The sequence below is a fragment of the Variovorax sp. R-27 genome (genome assembly GCF_049913215.1).
Classification (GTDB): Bacteria; Pseudomonadota; Gammaproteobacteria; order Burkholderiales; family Burkholderiaceae_C; genus Variovorax.
The window spans coordinates 6,951,969-6,967,576 of sequence record NZ_CP183984.1; the positions used below are offsets into that span (position 1 = coordinate 6,951,969).

Genomic DNA, 15,608 nt, shown 5'->3' on the forward strand with positions numbered 1-15,608 from the left:
GCGGACTGCTAGAGTTGCCACCCATGCATGGGCTGCACCTCACCGCCGACCTTCACGACTGCCAATGCGGCCTTCAATGGCTCACCGACGGCCCCGCCTTGGGGGCGGTCTGCATCAAGGCGGTGTCGGCCGCGGGACTGCAGGCGGTGGGCAAGATAGTTCACTCCTTTCCCGCCACGCCGCAGGGGCCGGGCGGGGTCACGGCCACGGTGCTGCTGGCCGAATCGCACCTGTGCATCCACACCTGGCCCGAGCAGCGCGGCGTGACGCTCGACGTGTACGTCTGCAACTTCGGCGGCGACCATTCGGCCAAGGCACATGCGCTGATGGAGTGCCTGATTTCGGTGTTCCAGCCCCGTCATAGCGAGCGCAACGAACTGCGGCGCGGGCAGATCGCAGCGTGAGCGCCGTGCGAGCCATGATCCTGGCCGCCGGGCGCGGCGAGCGGATGCGGCCGCTGACCGACGCCACGCCCAAGCCTCTGCTCGAAGTGCGCGGCAAGCCCCTGATGCAGTGGCCGATGGAGGCGCTGGCGGCCGGCGGCTTCACCGAACTGGTGGTCAACACCGACTGGCTCGGCGCGCAGATTTCTGACCGATTCGGCCTGACTCCCTTGCTGGATGGGCGTGTTGCGCTATTAATTTCATACTCCGACGAGGGCCGCGACTTCGGCGGCGCACTCGAAACGGCCGGCGGCATCATCCGTGCGCTGCCGCTGCTCGGCGACGTGTTCTGGGTCGCGGCCGGCGACGTGTTCGCGCCGGATTTCGCCTTCTCGCAGGCCTCGGTCGACCGTTTCATCGCCAGCGGCAAGCTCGCGCACCTGTGGCTGGTGCCGAACCCGGCGCACAACCTCAAGGGCGATTTCGGCCTCTCGGCGGACGGCCTCGCGCTCAACACGGCCGACCAGAAGCTCACCTTCTCGACCATCGGCCTCTACCGCGCCGCGCTCTTCGCACCGCCGTACTGCGACATCCTGCCCGGCAACCCGGCCGGCCGCAAAGCCCCATTGGCGCCGATCCTGCGCGCCGCGATGGACAATGAACTCGTGAGCGCCGAGCTCTACACCGGCCCCTGGACCGATGTGGGCACCCCCGAACGACTCGCCCAACTGAACACCACGCCAAGATGACTTCAGCAGCAGCCTCCACGACGACGATCTACGCCGAGCGCCGCGCGCGCCTCGCCTCGCAACTGGGCAAGGACGGCATCGCGATCATCCCGACCGCGCCCGAGCGCCCGCGCAACCGCGACACCGACTTCCTGTATCGCCACGACAGCTACTTCTATTACCTGACCGGCTTCACCGAGCCCAACGCCTGGCTGGTGCTGGCGGGCGACGGCCGGGCCACGCTGTTCTGCGCGCCGAAAGACCTGGAGCGCGAGATCTGGGACGGCTACCGCCTCGGCCCCGACGCGGCGCCCGCGGCACTCGGCGTCGACGAGGCCTTCTCGGTTACCGACCTCGACGCGAAGCTGCCCAAGCTGCTCGAGAACCGCTCGACCGTGTGGTTCCCGTTCGCAATCCACAAGGGCCTGGAGACCCGCATTGACGGCTGGCTGCAGTCGGTGCGCGCCCGCGTGCGCTACGGCGCGCTGTGCCCCGAGGAACAGCGCGACCTGTGCGGCCCGCTCGACGAAATGCGCCTGATCAAGGACGCGCACGAGCAGGACATCATGCGCCGCGCCGCGCAGATCAGCGCCCGCGCGCACGTCCGCGCGATGCAGCTGTCGGCCCGCATGCTGCGCGAGGGCAAGGATGCGCGCGAGTACCACCTCGACGCCGAGCTGCTGCACGAATTCCGCCTCGGCGGCTCGCAGTACCCGGCCTACTACTCCATCGTCGCGGCCGGCGCCAATGCCTGCGTGCTGCACTACCGCGCCGACGCGGCGCCGGTGCGCAAGGGCGAGCTGGTGCTGATCGACGCGGGCTGCGAACTCGACGGCTATGCCAGCGACATCACGCGCACCTTTCCGGGCGACGGCAAGTTCAGCGGCCCGCAGCGCGCGCTGTACGACCTGGTGCTGGCCAGCCAGGACGCCGCGGCCGCCGCCACCAAGGCCGGCAACCGCTTCACCGACCCGCACGACGCCGCGGTGAAGGTGCTGGCGCAGGGCATGCTCGACTTCGGCCTGCTCGATGCAAACAAGGTCGGCGGCGTGCAGGACGTGATCGACTCGCGCGCCTACTTCCAGTTCTACATGCACCGCACCGGCCACTGGCTCGGCATGGACGTGCACGACTGCGGCAGCTACGTCGAGCCCACCCAGGTCGGCGAGGTGAGCGAGCGGAAAGATCCGCTGTCGAACGAGGTCATCAAGAACCGGCCCAGCCGCATCCTGCATCCCGGCATGGTGCTGACGCTGGAACCCGGCATCTACGTGCGGCCCGCCGACGGCGTGCCGGAGCAGTTCCACAACATCGGCATCCGCATCGAGGACGACGCGATCGTCACGGCCACCGGCTGCGAGCTCATTTCGCGCGGCGTGCCCGTGAAGGCGGACGAGATCGAGGCGCTGATGCGGGCCTGACGCCCGGACGCCATGAACGTCCAGCCGCTGGCCGCCCGCTACGCCATCGAAACGACGCCCGGCGGCGGGCTTCGGGCCGTGGTGCCCGCGCGCAAGCACTGGCTGCTTCTGCTCTTCATGTGCGTGTGGCTGACTGGCTGGTGCTTCGGCGAGTTCACGGCCGCGAACCAGCTGCTGCACCCGAGCCGCCACGACACCGACCGGTGGTTCCTCACGCTCTGGCTCACGGGCTGGACCCTGGGTGGTGCATGGGCATTCTTCTGCGTGCTGTGGCAGGTCTTCGGCCGCGAACTCATTTCGGTCGAAGAAGGGTCGCTGGTTCATCGCGTCGAAATCTGGGGCCTGGGGCGCACGCGCGCCTATGCGGTCCATGCGATTTCGCGCCTGCGGGTCGTCGAGTTCTCGTTCGATATCTTCCGCAATCAACGCGCCGCGATGCCGCCGCTGTTCGGCGCGGGCATGGGACCGATCGCGTTCGACTACGGGCAGCGCACCTTCAGGATCGCGCCTTCGCTCGACGAGGCCGAGGCCCGTTCGCTGGTCACGATTTTGGCCGAGCGGTTGCCGCGCGCTGTGCGCGAGCTGTAACGGGCCGGCGCGATCGCGGTGCCGACGCATTCTTGACGGCCCGCTGCGACACCGGCGGCGGCGCATGCCGCGCCTGCAGGAAGTCGATGAACACCCGCAGCTTGCGCGGCATCTGCGCGCGGCTCGGGTAATACAGGTAGAAGCCCGGGAAGGTCGGCCACCAGGGCTCCAGAAGCGGTACCAGCTTGCCGCTTGCAAAGTCTTCGCGCACCGCGCCCTCGAAAGACGTTGCAATGCCCGCGCCCGAGCGTGCGGCGGCCAGCAGCAGGTCGCTGTCGTTGCTGACCAGCGGGCCGGCGAGTTCGACGTCCAGCACGCGCCCGTCCTGCGCGTATTCCCAGCGATAGATGCCGCCCGTGGTCAGGCGGTAGTTCAGGCACTGGTGCTCGCGCAGGTCTTCGGGCGTGCGCGGCAGCTTGCGTCCCTTCAGGTAGCTGGGCGCCGCGTAGGTCACCATGCGCACCGGCCCGCCCACCGGCACGGCGATCACGTCCTGCGCCAGGCTTTCGCCGAGGCGGATGCCGGCATCGAAGCCACCTTCCACGAGATCGACCATGCGGTTGTCGCAGACGAACTCGAGCGTGATGTCCGGGTAGGCGGCGGCGAACGCGCCGAAGTGCGGAAAGAAGAGCAGCTCGGCCGCCACGCGCGAGACATTCAGGCGCAGCAGGCCGGCCGGCTTGTCGCGCGCCTCGTCGATGCCTTCGACCGCCTGCGCGAGCGCGGTCAGCGCGGGCTGCGCACCTTCGAGAAACTGCTGGCCCAGCTCCGTCACGCCGACGCGGCGCGTGGTGCGGTCGAGCAGGCGCACGCCGAGCTTCTGTTCGAGCGTGCGCATGGTCTGCGAGAGGGCCGAGGGCGACACGCCCAGCTCCTGCGCGGCGCGCGTGAAGCTGGCGTGGTGCGCCACGCGGGCGAAGGCGGCAATGGCGGGCAGGAGCTCAGGCGACATGGCGGCCATTATGAAGACGAGCTTCACAAAGAAGCCATGGCAGCCACCCTAGCTCATGCGTCGAAGCGCACGACGAGTTGCGTTCCCGTATAGGTCGGCGTGACCTTGAAGCCCGGCGCGTTGATGGCCGAGAAGCGGCCGGTCAGGGCGCCGCTGCTTATGACGGTGAGCGTGTCGCCTGCGCTGGGCGCAAAGCCGGGCTTGAAGCTCAGGGTCAGCGTTCCGTCCAGCGCGGCGACGCTGGCCACGCTCAGGCGGCCGGCACCATTGCCGCCGAGATTCAGCTGCAGCGTCGTGCCTGCCAGCTGCGTGTAGGCGCCCGCCATCGTGACCATCGAAGGCGCATTGCAGACCAGCGTGCCGCCACCGACGTAGACATTGCCCTTACCGAAGGCCGCGGCAGCGTCCGCCTGCAGCGTGCCTTCTGCGAGCTGCGTGCCGCCTGCGTAGCTGTTGCTGCCGCCGAGCGCGAGCGTGCCGCTGCCCTTCTTGGTGAGCTTGCCGGCGCCGGAGATGTTGTTGCGCCAGCTGTCCAGCGCATTGAAGCCGCCAAGGCTGGCGTCCATGGTCACGACCACGTCGCCGTTGAAGATGCCGTAGCCGTCGGCTGCATCGAACAGGTTGAGGCGGCCCCAGCCTTCGGGGTCGTCCATCACCGGGTAGCCCGAGGCTACGGCCGTGGTCTTGAGCACCACGCGGCGCTGGGTGGCGTCGAGGTAGGGCAGGCGCGTTTCGAGCAGCACTTCGGCGCCCTTGGGCACCACGGCGGGCTTGGTCGCATCGGCCACCTGCTTGAAGCCGAAGGTCAGGCGGCGCAGGTAGTCGGCCTTGCTCGCGGCATGGTCGGCAAAGCGGTCGGCCGCTGTGCCTTGCGAATGGGCAAAGCTGTTGAAGGCGGCTGCATCGCTCGCGCCCACGGCGGCCATCAGCACGGACTGCGCCTGCGTGTAGGCCGCGCTCTTGCGCGCGACGTTGGCGCCGGTGGAAAGACTCGCTGTCGCCACGGCCTGCCCGTGCAGTCGCCCACCGACCACGTCCAGCGGCGAATGCATGCCCGCAAGAATCCGGTTCTCTCCGAGTTCGAGGCCGCGCGCCACCATTTCCTGGAAGCGCTGCGGCACGACGTAGGCGGAGGCGATGGCATCGCGCACCGCCTCGGCCGTGTGGCCGCTCACGAAGCCGCCGTCGGTGGCGGGCGTGCCGCTCTTGGCGGGCTCCAGCGCGGGCACCACCTTCACGCTGCTGCTCCAGCGCCAGGGACGCGCGTATTTGTAGAAGCGCTTGGCGGGCTCGGTGGAGCCGTTCTCGCCGATATTCTTGAGCAGGTCGACCACCGTGCCGAAGGCCGGGTTCGCGGCACCGGCCACGCCCACATCGTTGCCGCCGTCGTTATAGAGCACCGTGGTGGCGTCCGGTGCGATGCCGGTGATGGTGGTGACCTGCTGCGTGGCTGTGCGCCAGGCGTTGGTGAGCGGGCCCATGCCGTCGCTGATGCTGTAGCCCTTGCCGCGGCGATCGTCCAGGTAGGCGGCCAGTTCCTGCGCGCTGGTGCGCGCATTGGTGACGTCGACGACGTACTGGATATTGCTGTTCAACACCCCGCTGTTGAGGATCTTGCCGTCGGTCGCATCGCCCGGAATGCCGCTCCACGTGGATGCAACGACTGCCGGAAAGCTGCCCTGTGCAGGAGCCGACACGCCTGCATCGACCAGCAGGGTGCTGGGCTGCCAGAAGTCGAGGAAGCCGGCCACCACGCGCACGCCGGCATTGGTTTCCTTGGTCGCGTAGCGCGCATCGCCGCGCTGGTTGGTCGCGACGTTGTCGACGAAGGGTGGGATGGCGACCGTATCGGGCACGGGCGCGGTGTCGGTGAAGCCCAGGTCCTTTGGCGGGCCAGCCACCACGACGGCGGGCGGATTCGTGGTTGCCGGTGGTGTGCCGGTGATGGGAAACGAGGCGCCGCCGTCGCTGCCTCCTCCGCATGCCGAGAGGCACAGGGCCGCGACGAGGGTGATGGCGAAGGGCCGGCTGAAAGACGAAAGGGGCGACATGGCGAAATGGATGGAAAGATTGAAAACGCAAGCGAACCGGACCGGTCGTCCGATGCAGTCCGCGCAATCTATCCACGCAACAAGTCGTTTTTATTAATAATCATCTGGCCGAGTGCGCAGGTAGGGTCCTGAGCCAGTTAACAAAAGCCCGCCCGGGTCATTTCCCAGCCCATGCCCACCATCCTGCTGATCGACGATCACGCCATGTTCCGCGAGGGCCTGCGCAACGCCGACATCGCGCAGCGGCTGAGCACCGCCGAGCGAACCGTGAAGGCGCACATCTCGGCCATCTTCGCCGGGCTCGAGGTGAGCAGCCGCACCCAGGCCGTGATCGTGGCCCGCCGTGCCGGGCTCCTGGGCCGCCGCCCTCGCTAGTTTGTGTTATGGCGCTTGCCATTGGCCTTTGGTCCAATGCGCCGCACAAGAGCCCGGCCTAGCATCGAGGCCGATTGTTCCGCCACCACAACACACACCCAGATTTCTACATGCTTGATATTCCGCAAACCAGATTCGACGAGCTCGGAAAGAGCCTCTCCGAGTACTACGAGAAAGAAATGTCGGCAGGTGTGCGCATGCTCCTTGACCGGATGCGCACCAAGGACTGGGGCGTGGTGAGCGCGGCCGTCGTCCAGAAGACCGACCTGGTCGAGCGGACCTGGGATGCCTTCCGCGCCAAGTCGAACGACAGCTTCAGCGTGCCGTTCAAGAAGAAGCTCACCATGCTGCTGGGCGAGTACTGCGGCAACACCGCCGACATGCAGAAGCTGGTGCTCAAGGGCGTTGCCGCCGTGGCCAAGGCGGGGCTGGGCGCCATTCCGGTGCCCGGCGCCAAGTACCTCAAGCAGGTGGTGACTGGCACCGTCAAGCTCGGTGGCCTGATCGTCGGCGAGGCCGAAGGCGGCCTCGACCGCTACCTGCACGGCAAGAGCATCCGTGAGGCCGACGGCGTGATCGCCAAGCGCGGCAACGAGGACGCCGCAGCGCTCTTTCGCGACGACCGCGATGCGATGGCCGCTGCGGAAGCGGCCATGTCGCAGTACAAGCACATCGCCAATCTGATCAATTCCATGCCGGACCAGATCACCGGCCTGAACGACGCCGTGCTCTATCCGGGCGTGGCGGCCAAGGTGCGCATGGCCGCGTCCGACCTGCGCCAGCAGCTCATCAAGATCAACGCCTACGTGGAAGGCATGCAGGTGCGTGCCGAGCGCGTTGCCGAGCTGATGCACAAGGACACCGACCAGATCTCGGAACGCATGGTCGATATCGCCAAGGACGTGGTGTTCAATGCATATCACACGGCCCGCGCGGATGCGCGACAGGTGTTGACGGGCATGAACCCCAAGGGCAAGCCGTACCAGCCCGTCAGCAAGCCGGTGCTCAAGCCGCCGTCGGCGAACGAGGGCGGCGCCACGCAGCTGGCCAACCTGGTCGCCTACGCGCTGGCGCTGGGCAACTACGACGCCTTCGAAATCTCGACGCCCACGCTGGTGTCTTCTTCCAATCCCGCCGTGCCTGTCGGCCGTTCACTCGGCAATGCAGTGGCGCCCATCGGCGGGCAGCCGCCGCGCATCCCGCCACCGGTGCCACCGCGGCCCTGGGTCCGCTGATCAGGCCTCGGGAGGAATGCCGGGGCCGGTGTCCCACACCTCGACGCGAAGGGCATTGCCCGCGCGCCGGCAGCCGACCAGCACGCCACCGTGCTTCGTGTGACGGATGGCGTTGTCGACCAGGTTGCGCAGGATGCGGTCGAGCAGCGCCGTGCCTGCCAGCGTGCAGCGGCGCCAGCGATGCAGGGCCGCGCCGTCTTCTGCGACGCGGTAGCGCCACGCACCCCAGCCACGAGCGGCAGTCAGCACTGCGTTGGCTGCGGCCCAAGCGGCCAGCTGCGCATGCGGCACAGCGCTGCGATGACCAGCGCCACTGTGAGCATGGCGCCGAGCAGGGCAAAGGGCAGATTGCGCCTCAGTGCGGCCATTCTTGAAGCGCGGCTTCATAAAGCTTGAAGGTGGCACGGCTTTGTTCCATGGCGTCCGGCAGGTAACTTTGTCGCCAGGCCAACGCTGGCATCTCACCTCGAAAGGACATTCGCCATGAAGCTCGACAACTACCTCACCCTCGGCCGCTCCGGCCTGCGCGTCAGCCCCGTGTCGCTGGGCACGATGACCTTCGGCCAGGAATGGGGCTGGGGCGCGGACGCGGGCGAATCGCGCCGCATGTTCGATGCGTACGTGGACCGCGGCGGCAACTTCATCGACACCGCCAACTTCTATACCAACGGCAGTTCTGAACGGCTGCTGGGCCAGTTCATCGCCGACAGGCGCGAGTCGGTGGTCGTGGCCACCAAATACTCGCTTAACATGCAGCCGGGCAACCCGAACGCGGGTGGCAACCATCGCCGCAACATGGTCCGCTCGGTGGAGGCCAGCCTGAAGCGCCTGGGCACCGACTACATCGACCTGCTGTACCTGCACATCTGGGACAACCTGACGCCCTTCGACGAAGTGATGCGCGCCTTCGACGACCTCGTGCGCTCGGGCAAGGTGCTGTACGCGGGCATCTCCGACACGCCGGCCTGGCAGGTCGCGCGCATGCAGACGCTGGCCAAGCTGCGCGGCTGGGCGCCGCTGGTGGCGCTGCAGATCGAATACAGCCTGATCGAGCGCACCGTGGAGCGCGAACTGCTGCCGATGGCACACGAACTCGGACTGGGCGTGATGGCGTGGTCGCCGCTGGGCAGCGGTGTGCTGTCGGGCAAGTACACGCGCGCCGACCTGGACTATCGCAAGGACCCCGATTCGGGCGTGACGGGCTCGCGCAAGGACGTGGCCGCTGGCAACGGCGCGCTGAACGCCCGCTCGCTCGATATCGCCGGCGTGGTCGCGCAGGTTGCGAAGGAGCAGGGCCGCTCGCCCGCGCAGATCGCGCTGGCCTGGCTGCTGCACCGTAGTGCGCCGACGGTGATGCCGATCATCGGCGCACGCACTTTCGCGCAGTTCGAGGACAACCTCGGCGCGCTCGATGTGGAGCTCGACGGCTCCGCGCTGCAGCGCCTCGATGCGGCCAGCGCCGTGGCGATGGGCTTCCCGCACGACTTCATGGCGCTGCCGATGACGCTGGGCGTGCTCTCGGGCGGCAGCTCGGTGCGGCGCGCAGCATGAAGCAGCGGCTGAAGGTCGCGGTGGTGGCGACGCTGGGAGATCGGCATGAGGTGATCCCGGCCTCGCGCCACGGCGCGCTGCGCATCACGTGACCGACGCCGCCAGCAGCAAGCTGCACAGCGTGACCGACGCAGCGGCAAATGCGATCCAATGAAAGCGCCGCGGCGCATAGCTGAGCAGCCCCACCGTGGCCAGCGCGGCTGCCGTGAGCGCGCCCAGCCAGAGCACCCAGCCGATCGTGCTGCCCGCCGCCCGCAGGCTTGCGACCAGCGACAGGCACAGCAGCGCGGCGCCCCCCAGTTGCAGCCAGCGCCGCCACGGGCCCGGCGTGCTGCCGCGGCCGAAGACGTCTTCGCTGTGGCGGTCCATCGCGAGGCTCAGCGCGCAGAAGCCCGCGAGCGATGCGGCGAACACGAGGCCGAGGAGCAGCGAGTCCGTCGTCATGAACCCTGGCCCGAAGTGGCGAGCGTCGATGGTGGTGGTTGCGTCTTCGCTGCCGCCTGCTTCGCAATCGACTTGCGCCGCTTGCGCTCCACGATCCATGCCGCGCCCGCGAGCCCCAGGCCTAGCGCGATCACGACCAGGTCGAAGCCCGCCACCGAGATCGGGCCGGTGCGCAGGCTCACGGTCAGCGGCGCGGGGCCGGTGAACGCATTGAGCACCGGCAGCCCCGCGAACAGCAGCGCGCCCAACGCAAGCTGCGCCTGCCACATGCGCAAGGTGGGACGCAGCAGGCCCAGCACGGCAGTCGCGCCCCAGACGATGAAGAACCAGCGGATCTCCGCCTCGCCACGCTCGGCCACATCGACCGGCAGCAGGCGGTTGGCCCAGAAGAAGGCAGCCATCGCGACGGGCAGGCCGGCGATGGCGCCGAGATTCAGTCCGTCGACCAGCCGCAGCCCGAAGCTGACGCGCCCGCCCTGCTTGAGCGTCTTCGCGAACTTCTGCCGCTCCTTCACGGCCCACATCAGAAGCCCCGTCGCAACCATCAGGCAGCCCGCGAGCCCCGAGAGGAAGAACAGCGCGCGCAGCAGCGGATCGCCAAAGCGGCCGATGTGCAGGCCGTAGAGCACGCCGCGCGTCTCGGCCGCCGGCTTGGGCACGTCGCCGAACGCGCCGATCAGCGCGCCGGTCGCGCCGTTGAACTGCATCGACGGCTGGTCGTACGACAGCTGCGGCCCCTCGGCGCGCGTGAGCGAGACCACCGCGTTGGCGTCGTTGGGCTGATGCACCGTGACGCGGCCCACCGCCGCGCCGCCCCAGTGCGCGGAGGCCTGCGCCATCATCGGCGCGATGGGCGCGAGCGGCACCCTGTTGCCCGAGGCCTTGATCTGGTCGCGGCCACCGCCCGGGAAGGCCTCGGAGAAAAAGGCCTGCTCGCCGCCGCGGTCCTTGTAGGCCACCTGCGGGCCCCAAGGCATGTACATGAACATCAGCGTGACGAGGCCCGTGTACGTGATCATCAGGTGATAGGGCAGTGCGAGCACCGCTGTCACGTTGTGCGCATCGAGCCACGAGCGCTGGCCCTTCTTCGGGCGGAAGGTGAAGAAGTCCTTGAAGATGCGCTTGTGCGTGACGATGCCGCTGAAGATCGCCACCAGCATGAACATCGCGCAGAAGCCTACGATCCAGCGTGCCCACAGCGCGGGCATGTAGTGCAGGTCGAAGTGCAGCCGGTAGAAGAATTCGCCGCCGCGCGTGACGCGCGGTGCGCTGACGGCTTCGCCGGTGGCGGGGTCGAGCGAGGCGCGGTCGAAGCGTCGGCGGGGCTTCTCGCCGGGCTTGGCACCAGTAGCTGCTGCTGCGCCGGCCGGTGCGGGCGGCGCGAGGTACAGCACGTCGGTCGACGGCTGGCGCTCATTCGGCAGGTTGATGAACCAGCGCGGGCTGTCCGCGGCGCGTTGCTGCAGGTAGGCCACGGCGCTCTCGACGGCCTTGACGGGCGGCACTGCGTTCTGCGCGACTGCATGCAGCTCCGGCTTCATCCAGAACGTGATCTCGTCCTTGAAATACGAAGCCGTGCCGGCCGCGAACACCATGAACAGCACCCAGCCGACCAGCAGGCCCGACCAGGTGTGCAGCCATGCCATCGACTGGCGGAAGCCCTCTTTCATGCGGCGCCTCCGGTGGTGCGCATGAGCAGCAGCAACAGCGCGGCCAGCGGCGCCGCGACGATGACGAGGCCGGACCAGGCCCGCAGCGCAGTGCGCGCGGCAAAAACCCACATCACTGCGAACGCGAAGATGGCGAAGGAAGCGAGCGTGCCGGTCATCGCGGCTTCGCTGCGGGCCATGCCGAAGGCGGCGGGCAGGCAGAGCGCGAGCACGGCGGCGGACAGGGCAGCGACGCCGTAGCCGCCGAAGATGGCTGCTACTGCGCGAGAGGCCACGCCTAGGCGATAACGAACGCCGATGGTCACGGCGCGCGCCGGACGGCGGGCGGGGTCGTTCGGAGATTCATGAAGAGGGAAAAGGACTGGCGAAGATGAGAATGATACTCATCTGAAGAAAGCTTTCCCCTGCCACCCAACCTGCGAGCCGGGGCTTTCGCTCCGGCTATGGCAACTTACTTCGCCTGCAGCAGCGCCCCGACTTCCAGCAGCACCAGCTCGTTGTCATCCGCCTTGTTCGGCTCGCGGCTGCTCGAGAAGGGCAGGTTGTTGTCGTTGCCGACCACGATGTGCGTGGCATCGACCACGTCGACGTTCTCGATCGTGAAGAACGGGAACTTGAGCACGCCGTCGTTCAGCGGCTTGCGCGCGAGCTTGTCGGGGTCGGCGATGTTCAGCAGGTCGATGTAGCCGATCTTGCGCACCGGGCCGCCCACGTTCGCGTCGTTCAGCTCGACCTTGTAGACGCGCTTGAACTTGGCGATGTCGTGGAAGCAGTCGGTGCGCTTCTGGCCTTCGGGGCAGGCCTTGTCGCTCGTGCCTTCGCCGTTGTCGCGCTCGATGATGAGGCCCGTGGTGCCGTCGATCATGTTGAAGTCGCCGATGGCGTTGCCATTGGCTTCGAGCACGTACTTCCAGTGACGGCCGGTCCACTTCTCGGTGGCCACGTCGAACTCCAGCACGCGCAGCGCTTCCTTGCCTTCGACCTTTTCGTAGTCCTTGGCCTCGGCGTTCCACACCGGGCCTTCGAGCAGCGCATAGAGCTTGCTGCCATCCTTCGACGAGGCCATGCCTTCGAAACCCTTGGAGCGTTTGATCTGGAAGTCGACCGCGCCACCCGGGGCGCCCGGCGTGGTCACGGCCGGATGGTCGGGCGAGCGCACGACCTTGCCGTCGACCTGCGTGTCGAACACCGCGAGCACCTTGCCCTTCAGGTCGGCCTTGATGAGGAAGGGGCCGAATTCTTCACCGATCCACAGCGCGCCGCCGGCGAACTGAAAGCTCTCGGGGTCGAAGTCGGAACCGGTCAGGTAGCGCTGCTTGGTGCCTTCGTGGACGATGCGGAAGGGCACCTTCTTGTCGGGGTCGTGCAGGAAGATGGTGTTGATGCGATTGAGCTTGCCGCCCTTGAAGTCCACCTTGTAGTGATTCAGGTAGAGCATGAAGTCGGGCGAGTTGGCCTTGGCGCCCGCACCGTTGTCAGTGAGGATCCAGAAGCTGCCATCGTCCATCTTCTTGATGCCCGAGTGGCCCTGCAGGGGCTGACCCTTGAAGGGCACCGACACGCCCGTGCCGCGGCCGCCCGACAGGCCTTCGACCGTGCCGACCGCCTCGACGCGCTTGCCGGTCGTGAACTTGCCGCTGACCTGCAGGTCGGCCGGCGCGTCCTTGGGCGCGGCCACAAAGCTTTGCGCAGGCAGCACGGCGTGGCCGGAGAGCGTGGCGGGGAAGGCGGTCTGTGCACCCGCGGCGCCGCATGCGAGTGCAGCGGCAAGGGCAACGAAGGACAGGGAGGCAAGACGTGTCATGAGCAGGAAAGTGTTCAAGTCGAAAACGCGTGACCATGCCGAGGGGGCGTGACGCCGCCATGACATCCCTTCAGGGAGCGATGTCGACCGTCACTTCGCGCGACTCGGCGCGCCCCTGGTCGTCGACCGCGCGCAGCACATAACGCCGACCCGACGCCGCGAGGTCAGGCATCCACGTGATGCCTTCGCCGGGCGCGGCGCGGCCGATGAGCGCGTCGTCGGCAAACCAGTAGATCGCCTGCGTGCCCGCAGCGGCTTCGGCGCGCAGCACCAGAGGTTCGGGCTTCTTCACGCGCAGTGTGTGGCGCACGCCACGCAGGGGCGAGGTGATGAGTGGCGCGCTTTCCGGTGCATCGCCTTCCTTTTCGCAGCCGTCGGCCGGTGCGCTCGCGCGCGGCAGGCCCGCCTGGCGGAACAGGCGGCGCATGTCGCTGCCCCATTGCTCCACCACCTGTTGGCGCGCATTCGGTTGCGGGCCGCAGACCACCTTGCCGGTCGTCTCGTCGACCCATACCGCGCGGTGCAGATTGCTGACCTGGATCGGCGACTTGCCGGCGATGAACCACGTCATGGTCCGCACCGGGCACAGCGCATCGGGGAGGCCGCCCGTCGCAGCGCAGACTTCGACCTGGCGCAAGTCGGGCGGCTGGCGCGACGCGACCTCGCCGGGGTCGAGCCGCTCGGCGCGCAGCGCATCGACCATGCGCAGGAACAGCGGCGCGGCCGCATCGACGCCCACCAGCGCTGGGTTGCTGGTGCCGTCGAAGTTGCCCACCCACACCACCAGCACGTGCCGGCCGAACACGCCGGCCGTCCACGCATCGCGAAAGCCCCAGGACGTGCCCGTCTTCCATGCGATAGCGGGGCGCGCGGGCAGCGTGGTGTCGGGGCGCGGCGTGTGGCGCAGCATGTCGAGCGTGATGAAAGACGCCTCCTCGCTCAGCAGGCGCAGCGGCTGCACGGGTCGCTCGTCGGGCGCGGGCTGCGTGTAGCGAATGGGCTGCGAGATGCCGCCGTTGGCCAGCGTCGCGTACATGCCCGCCAACTCTTCGGGCGTGACCTCGCCACCACCCAGCACCAGCGCAAGGCCGTAGTGCGATTCGCTCTGCAGCTTCTGAACACCAGCGAGCCGCATGAAGTCGTAGAGCCCCGGCTTGGAGAGCTTCGCGGCCAGGGCCACCGCGGGCACGTTGCGGCTGCGGATCAGCGCCTCCTGCGCGGGCAGCGGGCCGGCGAAGCGATGGTCGAAGTTCTCGGGCGTGTAGGGGCCGAAGGAGGTAGGCGCATCCTTCAGCATCGTCTTCGGATGCAGCAGCCCCTGGTCGAGCGCCAGCGCGTAGATGAAGGGCTTGAGCGTGGAGCCCGGCGAGCGCTTGGCCAGCACGCCGTTGACCTGCCCCGAGATGGCGTCGTTGCGAAAGTCGGCCGAGCCGATCATCGCGCGCACCTGCATGGTCGAGGCGTCGAGCAGCAGCGCGCTCGCGTTGGTCATGCCCACGTCGGCATGCGTGCGCAGGTACTGGCCCATCACGCGTTCGAGCGTGGCCTGCATGCGCAGGTCGATGGTGGTGCGCACCTCCTGCACGCCGCGCTCCTGCGCGAGCAGCATGTCGGTGGCGTGCGGCGCAAGAAAGGGCAGGCTGCCGCGCGACTGCGCCGACAGCGCGAGCTGCGCATCGGGCGCGTGCTGCTTCGCGGTCGGATCGCGCTCGGCCCACAGTGCCCACAGGCGTTCGCGCGCAGATTGCAGCTCGGCATTGCGGCCGCGCTCGGCGATGCGCTTGACGGGATTCTGCGGAATCACTGCAAGCGTCAGCGCCTCGGGCAGGCTGAGCTTCGCGGCGTCCTTGCGGAAGTAGATGAGGCTCGCGGCCTGCACGCCTTCGATGTTGCCGCCGTAGGGCGCGGTGTTGAGATACGCCTCCAGGATGTCGTGCTTACTGAAACGCGCCTCCAGCCACAGCGCCGCGAAGATCTGCGCGACCTTACCGGTGGGCGTGCGGCTGTCGATGCCGTAGACGCGGCGCGCGAGCTGCATCGTGAGCGTCGAGCCGCCCTGCCTGCGTTCGCCGCTGGCAATGCGCCAGGCGCTGCGCGCCAGCGCGGCGGGGTTGACGCCGGGGTGCGCATAGAAGCGCCGGTCTTCGTACAGCAGCACCGCGTCGACCAGCGTGGGCGAGATGCGATCGAGCGGCACCCAGAGGCGGTACTGCTCGTCGCCTGCGAGCGTGAGGCGCAGCAGCTCGCCGCCTTGCGCATACACGGCGCGGGAGCTGCCGACGGTTTCGCTCAGCGCCGCATGCGGCCACAGACGCAGCAGCGCGAGCACGAAGACAGCCGCCAGCGCCCAAAGCGCGGGCTTGCGCAGCCTTCTTCCTGCAGACGCGATGCCGATGCGCATGGCGA

General features: G+C 68.2%; 16 protein-coding genes. 7 read left to right on the forward strand and 9 right to left on the reverse strand.

Annotated elements, in window-relative coordinates; all coding sequences use genetic code 11:
* Positions 1-23 precede the first annotated feature (23 nt).
* From speD to ACN9MV_RS32740, 4 genes are read left to right on the forward strand one after another with little or no spacing between them, the layout of a single operon-like run.
* A complete protein-coding gene (gene speD, locus ACN9MV_RS32725; RefSeq protein WP_258352125.1) occupies positions 24-404 on the forward strand; it encodes an adenosylmethionine decarboxylase in 381 nt (126 codons plus the stop codon).
* A 14-nt stretch (positions 405-418) separates the two neighbouring features.
* Complete coding sequence (locus ACN9MV_RS32730) at positions 419-1,132, forward strand: nucleotidyltransferase family protein (RefSeq protein WP_426393223.1); 714 nt, start codon at positions 419-421, stop codon at positions 1,130-1,132.
* The gene (locus ACN9MV_RS32735; RefSeq protein WP_093055063.1) at positions 1,129-2,532 is read left to right on the forward strand and encodes an aminopeptidase P N-terminal domain-containing protein; all 1,404 of its coding nucleotides are present in this window, start codon (positions 1,129-1,131) and stop codon (positions 2,530-2,532) included. The genes ACN9MV_RS32730 and ACN9MV_RS32735 overlap by 4 nt, the downstream gene beginning before the upstream one ends.
* A 12-nt stretch (positions 2,533-2,544) precedes the next feature.
* Positions 2,545-3,120 carry a hypothetical protein gene (locus tag ACN9MV_RS32740; protein WP_093076394.1) on the forward strand — a complete coding sequence of 192 codons (576 nt, stop codon included), beginning with the start codon at positions 2,545-2,547 and terminating at the stop codon, positions 3,118-3,120.
* Here the strand turns inward: ACN9MV_RS32740 and ACN9MV_RS32745 are convergent.
* Both ACN9MV_RS32745 and ACN9MV_RS32750 read right to left on the reverse strand, forming a co-directional pair.
* Positions 3,074-4,072 (reverse strand): LysR substrate-binding domain-containing protein, encoded by a 999-nt coding sequence (locus ACN9MV_RS32745; RefSeq protein ID WP_426390913.1) that lies wholly within the window; start codon positions 4,070-4,072, stop codon positions 3,074-3,076. The genes ACN9MV_RS32740 and ACN9MV_RS32745 overlap by 47 nt on opposite strands.
* Before the next feature lie 53 nt (positions 4,073-4,125).
* A complete protein-coding gene (locus ACN9MV_RS32750) occupies positions 4,126-6,123 on the reverse strand; it encodes a phosphatase PAP2 family protein (RefSeq protein WP_426390914.1) in 1,998 nt (665 codons plus the stop codon).
* Between the two features lie 171 nt (positions 6,124-6,294).
* On the opposite strand from ACN9MV_RS32750, the gene ACN9MV_RS32755 reads away from it, so the two are divergent.
* A complete protein-coding gene (locus ACN9MV_RS32755) occupies positions 6,295-6,498 on the forward strand; it encodes a response regulator transcription factor (RefSeq protein WP_426390915.1) in 204 nt (67 codons plus the stop codon).
* A 197-nt stretch (positions 6,499-6,695) separates the two neighbouring features.
* Complete coding sequence (locus tag ACN9MV_RS32760; RefSeq protein WP_143062575.1) at positions 6,696-7,733, forward strand: hypothetical protein; 1,038 nt, start codon at positions 6,696-6,698, stop codon at positions 7,731-7,733.
* Here the strand turns inward: ACN9MV_RS32760 and ACN9MV_RS32765 are convergent, their stop codons facing one another.
* Both ACN9MV_RS32765 and ACN9MV_RS32770 read right to left on the reverse strand, forming a co-directional pair.
* Positions 7,734-7,982 carry an ATP-binding protein gene (locus ACN9MV_RS32765; RefSeq protein ID WP_426390916.1) on the reverse strand — a complete coding sequence of 83 codons (249 nt, stop codon included), beginning with the start codon at positions 7,980-7,982 and terminating at the stop codon, positions 7,734-7,736.
* Positions 7,976-8,101, reverse strand: coding sequence for a hypothetical protein (locus tag ACN9MV_RS32770; RefSeq protein ID WP_426390917.1), 126 nt, complete (start codon positions 8,099-8,101; stop codon positions 7,976-7,978). The genes ACN9MV_RS32765 and ACN9MV_RS32770 overlap by 7 nt, the downstream gene beginning before the upstream one ends.
* Positions 8,102-8,216: 115 nt before the next feature.
* Between ACN9MV_RS32770 and ACN9MV_RS32775 the strand changes: the two genes are divergently transcribed.
* Complete coding sequence (locus ACN9MV_RS32775) at positions 8,217-9,284, forward strand: aldo/keto reductase (protein ID WP_426390918.1); 1,068 nt, start codon at positions 8,217-8,219, stop codon at positions 9,282-9,284.
* 84 nt (positions 9,285-9,368) lie between these two features.
* Here ACN9MV_RS32775 and ACN9MV_RS32780 read toward each other — a convergent pair whose 3' ends face one another.
* The 5 genes from ACN9MV_RS32780 to pbpC all read right to left on the reverse strand — a co-directional run bounded on the left by ACN9MV_RS32780 (position 9,369) and on the right by pbpC (position 15,603).
* Positions 9,369-9,728 carry a DUF3325 domain-containing protein gene (locus ACN9MV_RS32780; protein ID WP_093076403.1) on the reverse strand — a complete coding sequence of 120 codons (360 nt, stop codon included), beginning with the start codon at positions 9,726-9,728 and terminating at the stop codon, positions 9,369-9,371.
* The gene (locus ACN9MV_RS32785) at positions 9,725-11,398 is read right to left on the reverse strand and encodes a PepSY-associated TM helix domain-containing protein (protein WP_426390919.1); all 1,674 of its coding nucleotides are present in this window, start codon (positions 11,396-11,398) and stop codon (positions 9,725-9,727) included. The genes ACN9MV_RS32780 and ACN9MV_RS32785 overlap by 4 nt, the downstream gene beginning before the upstream one ends.
* Positions 11,395-11,673 carry a DUF3649 domain-containing protein gene (locus tag ACN9MV_RS32790; RefSeq protein ID WP_426390920.1) on the reverse strand — a complete coding sequence of 93 codons (279 nt, stop codon included), beginning with the start codon at positions 11,671-11,673 and terminating at the stop codon, positions 11,395-11,397. The genes ACN9MV_RS32785 and ACN9MV_RS32790 overlap by 4 nt, the downstream gene beginning before the upstream one ends.
* A gap of 176 nt (positions 11,674-11,849) precedes the next feature.
* Positions 11,850-13,202: an esterase-like activity of phytase family protein gene (locus tag ACN9MV_RS32795; protein ID WP_426390921.1), complete on the reverse strand. Its 1,353-nt coding sequence runs from the start codon at positions 13,200-13,202 to the stop codon at positions 11,850-11,852.
* Positions 13,203-13,272: 70 nt separating this feature from the next.
* Positions 13,273-15,603 (reverse strand): penicillin-binding protein 1C, encoded by a 2,331-nt coding sequence (gene pbpC / locus ACN9MV_RS32800; protein WP_426390922.1) that lies wholly within the window; start codon positions 15,601-15,603, stop codon positions 13,273-13,275.
* Positions 15,604-15,608: the final 5 nt, after the last annotated feature.